Below are 4274 nucleotides of genomic sequence, written 5' to 3'. Positions count from 1 at the left end.
CTGCGATCTTTTCGGCGGTTGACGCGGGGGGAGCCTTCGCGGGCAGGCTCGCTCCCACAAAATCAAGATCAAAAGATCGCAGCCTGCGGCAGCTCCTACAGGGGGATTGCGGGCACCCGCAAGATCGCAGGTGTACGCGGGGGGATTGCAGGCACCCACACATCCCAAGTGTATGCGGCAGCTCCTACAGGGGGATTGCGGGCACCCGCAAGATCGCAGGTATACGCGGGGGGATTGCGGGCACCCGCAAGATCGCAGGTGTACGCGGGGGGATTGCAGGCATGGATTAGAGCGAGATCGGCTTACGCCCGGCAAACGAATGGGCCAGGGTTCCGCCGTCCACCAGCTCCAGCTCGCCACCCAGCGGTACGCCATGGGCGATACGCGAGGTGATCAGGCCTTTGTTGGCCAGCAACTGGGCAATGTAATGCGCCGTGGCTTCGCCTTCCACCGTGGGGTTGGTGGCGAGGATGATCTCGCTGAACGTGCCCTGCTCTTCGATCCGCGCCAGCAGTTGCGGGATGCCGATGGCTTCGGGGCCGAGCCCGTCCAGCGGCGACAGGTGCCCCTTGAGCACAAAGTAGCGGCCGCGAAAACCGGTCTGCTCCACGGCGTACACGTCCATCGGACCCTCGACCACGCACAGGATCGTATCGTCGCGACGTGGATCGGCGCATTGCGGGCATAGATCGTCTTCCGTCAGCGTGCGGCACAAACGACAATGCCCGACCCCTTCCATGGCCTGGCTCAGGGCCAGGGCCAGTCGAGAACCGCCGCTGCGATCGCGCTCGAGCAGTTGCAGCGCCATACGCTGGGCGGTTTTCTGACCCACACCCGGCAAAGTGCGCAGGGCATCGATCAATTGGCGAATCAGGGGGCTGAAGCTCATGGCACAAAGGTCCGACAAAACAACGAGACGCGGTTTATACCCGCGCTCAGGTTAACCGTCAAATACCCGGTTGCCTGCCCGCCAGCCGGCATCACCATTGGCGCTTCTCCGGCCGGGCGAGCCCGAGCTTTTCAATCCGGTAGCGCAGCATATCCCGACTCAAGCCCAGCAGACGTGCCGACTTGGTGACATTCCAGTCAGTCTTGTCGAGCATTTTGCGGACCATGTCGCGCTCGACTTCCGGCAGGTTCATCGACCCCACGTCCTCGCTGGGGCTGTAAAACTCGGGTTGCGGCTGAGACTGATGCTGAGGCGGCATGGGCAGATTCAGCGGTTCGTCGACCAGGCTCAGGCAGACGTTCAACTGGCTCGGCCCGACCCTCTCGTGGGATGCCAGCAACACCGTCTGCTCAAGCATGTTGCGCAGTTCGCGGACATTGCCAGGCCAGCTGTAACCGCACATCAGCGCCTCTGCCTGGGGGCTGAAATACAGGTTGGGCTTGCCATAGCGCTTGCCATGATGGGCCAGGAAATGTCGAGCCAGGGTCAGCACGTCTTCGCCCCGGGCGCACAGGCGCGGGACCTTGATCGAAATGATGCGCAAACGGAAAAACAGATCGCGGCGAAACTTGCCCTGCTGAACCATCTGTTCGAGGTTGCAATTGGTCGCGCTGATGATCCGCAGGTCGACCTTGCGTTCCTTGACCGCGCCGATCCGGCGGATGGTCCGATCTTCCAGCAACTTGAGCAGCTTGGCCTGCAGCAGCAGATCCATCTCGCCGATTTCATCGAGAAACAGGGTCCCGCCATCGGCGGCTTCGACCAGACCGATCCGCCGGTCCTTGGCGTCGGTGAACGCGCCTTTTTCGTGGCCGAACAATTCGGCTTCCAGAAGATTGGCGGGAATCGAGGCGCAGTTGAACTCAATGAACGGACCTTTGCTGCGCGGCCCGTCGAAGTGCAGCGCACGGGCCACCAGTTCTTTGCCGGTGCCGGTATCCCCTTCCACCAGCACCGGCGGCAGGTCGCCGCTGGCCATGCGCCGCTCCGCGTCGAGCAACTGGCCGATGGTGTTTTTCATCGCCAGCATCACCGGTGAATCGCCGATCAGCGCCTGCACCCCGGAGTTCTGCGCCTCACGTTCCTGATAGAAGGTCAGTGTGCGTTCCAGGCGATCGGCCGCCAGCGCCTTGTCCAGCAGGAGCTTGAGCTCCGCCAGGGCCACGGGTTTGGTCAGGTAATGAAAGGCCCCCTCTTTCATCGCCGTCACCGCGTCTTCGACATTGCCATAGCCGGTCATCATGATCACTTTCAGATCCGGCACGCTGCTGCGCAGGCGCTGGATCAATTCATGACCACTCATGCCGGGCAACGAGTTGTCGGTCAGCACCACATCAGGCTGACACGCCTGCAGGCATTCCAGAGCCTCTTCAGCCGAATGGCAGGCAGTGACCTCGAATTCCCTGCGCTCGAGAAAGGTCTGAATATTTTCCGCAAGGAGCTGATCGTCCTCAACCAACAGTATGCTGTGTCCCATGCTCCCCTCCCGCCACGTTGAAAACCAGGCTTATCCGGGTTCCTTCCTGTTCCCGGCTCGTCAGGCTGACCGAGCCGTTGAATTGCTCCATGACACGTTTGACCAGCATCAGGCCAACCCCGAGGCCACCTTGCCTGGTGGTGAAAAACGGTTTGAACGCCATGCGCTTGTGGTGCCGGGTCATGCCTTTGCCCGTATCCGTCAGGGTCACTCGCACCCGCCCATCCACCGCCGGCTCGACTTCGATCGTCAGTACCCCGCCCGTGCTCATGGCATCCAGGGCATTGCCGATCAGGCTGTTGAGCATCTGGCTGAGCAACCCCTCCTGGCTGAGTATCAATGGCACCTGTCCGGGTGCGAAATTCACCTGAACCCGAGCCCGGGCGATCTGTTGTTCGAAGGCCTGGAGACTGTCACGCACGCTGGCCACCAAGTCTACCGCTTTGGCCTCGTCATTGAGCGGGCGCAAGGACTGCAGGAGTTCGCGAACCCATTTGGACATGCGGTCGACCTGATTGATGATGTCGGTGATGTTCTTCTGCGCCGGGCCGGTTTCGATCTCCTGCGCCAGTTCGGCACTGGAACGAATGGACGCCAGCGGATTGCGCAGGCTATGGGCGACGGCCGAGGACATCTCGCCAAGGGCGACGAAGGTTTCATTGGTGATCAGTTGCTTGTGCTGTGCCGTCAGCAGATCCGCGGCGCGGCGCATCAGCCAATACAGACTGAAATAGATCAGCGCGCCCCCCAGCAGCGTCGCCACCCAGACCAGTATCAGCCCGCGCGTCATGCGGATAATCAGATCCCTGGGTTCCTTGTAGACCTCGACCATGGCCATGACTTTGTTTGCGCCGACATCTAGCAGCGGGATGTAGTTCTCGATGAAAAACAACTCTGGAGCGACCGGGAATTTCTGCTCCGCCCGGGAAGCATCGACGCTGTGATAGCTCGCGCAAACATGGGTCTTGAGCTCGAAGGCTTCTTCAAGGTCTTCGTCATTGGTGATCCGCTGGCCTATCAACCGTGGATTGGTCGACCAGATGATCGTCCGGTCCGGTGCATAGATGTTGGCCAGCAACACGTCTGGCAAATGCTCGACATGATCGAGAAACTCCCCGCGCGCAGTGTTCCGTGATCCCGGACTGATATCAGGGCGAGCCTGGTCCTGACGCGGATCGAGCAGCTCGCCCATGCTCAGCCCAGGAGGTAACACGACGTGGCGCATCTCCGTCGAAGCGATGGTCTTGATGAACTGGGCGGTCAGCAGCGCATCGCGATGGACACTCTCCTCTATCACAAATCGCGTGGAGAGCACCCCCAATCCCACCACCACCGAGCCGACGACGATCAGGCTGACCCAGGAAAACCAGCCCAGCAGATTAAAACGCTTTTGCGCCTCAAAGGTCCGCGCTTTAGTCGACTCCAGGTCAAGCGAGGCATTCAGTTCTGGTGTTTGCATGGTGCAGGGTCCCCGGTACTGCATTGGTTATAGCTCACTGAGCAGCGCTGCGTCGGCCCCCATTTTCCCGGCAACTTCCCCGACGAGGCGTTCTGGTTCACCGCCGACGCCGCGCTGGTGGATGCCGCACGCGGGATCGACCTGTCGTTTGTCTCGGCAGTCGAGGCGACGTTCGGTGCCGAGGATCCGATAGAGGGCGATCAGGTGAGCTTCGCGCGGATCCGCATTCCCTCACCCAGAAAGCACAGGTATCTACACAACTTTGAAATACGGCGTAGGGCTGAATCCGTAGCAGCTGCCGAGCCTGCGAGGCTGCGTTCGAGGACGCAGTCGTCGCAAATCCTGTGCCCGCGGTTTACCTGAAAAAGCGTGTTGCCTGATTTTACGAC

4 protein-coding genes are annotated in these 4274 nt (G+C 60.9%); all 4 read right to left on the bottom strand.

Annotated elements, in window-relative coordinates; all coding sequences use genetic code 11:
* Window positions 1–286: 286 nt before the first annotated feature.
* Complete coding sequence (gene recR, locus F8N21_RS29920) at window positions 287–889, bottom strand: recombination mediator RecR (protein WP_150645552.1); 603 nt, start codon at window positions 887–889, stop codon at window positions 287–289.
* Window positions 890–980: 91 nt separating this feature from the next.
* On the bottom strand, window positions 981–2426 hold the full coding sequence (locus tag F8N21_RS29915) for a sigma-54-dependent transcriptional regulator (protein ID WP_150645551.1): 1446 nt from the start codon (window positions 2424–2426) through the stop codon (window positions 981–983).
* Complete coding sequence (locus F8N21_RS29910) at window positions 2401–3885, bottom strand: sensor histidine kinase (RefSeq protein WP_150645550.1); 1485 nt, start codon at window positions 3883–3885, stop codon at window positions 2401–2403. The genes F8N21_RS29915 and F8N21_RS29910 overlap by 26 nt, the downstream gene beginning before the upstream one ends.
* A gap of 200 nt (window positions 3886–4085) precedes the next feature.
* Window positions 4086–4274 (bottom strand): hypothetical protein (locus F8N21_RS31215; protein WP_224788320.1); only part of this gene is annotated, 189 nt, incomplete at its 5' end.

Source organism: Pseudomonas fluorescens (genome assembly GCF_902497895.1).
Taxonomy (GTDB): domain Bacteria; phylum Pseudomonadota; class Gammaproteobacteria; order Pseudomonadales; family Pseudomonadaceae; genus Aquipseudomonas; species Aquipseudomonas fluorescens_BP.
The sequence above is the reverse complement of the archived record's forward strand: the minus strand, read 5'-3'. Positions and strand labels throughout refer to the sequence as shown.

Excerpts from the sequence above, each read along its gene's own strand:
- recR (WP_150645552.1), bottom strand. The coding sequence starts at position 889 with ATGAGCTTCAGCCCCCTGATTCGCCAATTGATCGATGCCCTGCGCACT.
- F8N21_RS29910 (WP_150645550.1), bottom strand. The coding sequence starts at position 3,885 with ATGCAAACACCAGAACTGAATGCCTCGCTTGACCTGGAGTCGACTAAA.
- F8N21_RS29915 (WP_150645551.1), bottom strand. The coding sequence starts at position 2,426 with ATGGGACACAGCATACTGTTGGTTGAGGACGATCAGCTCCTTGCGGAA.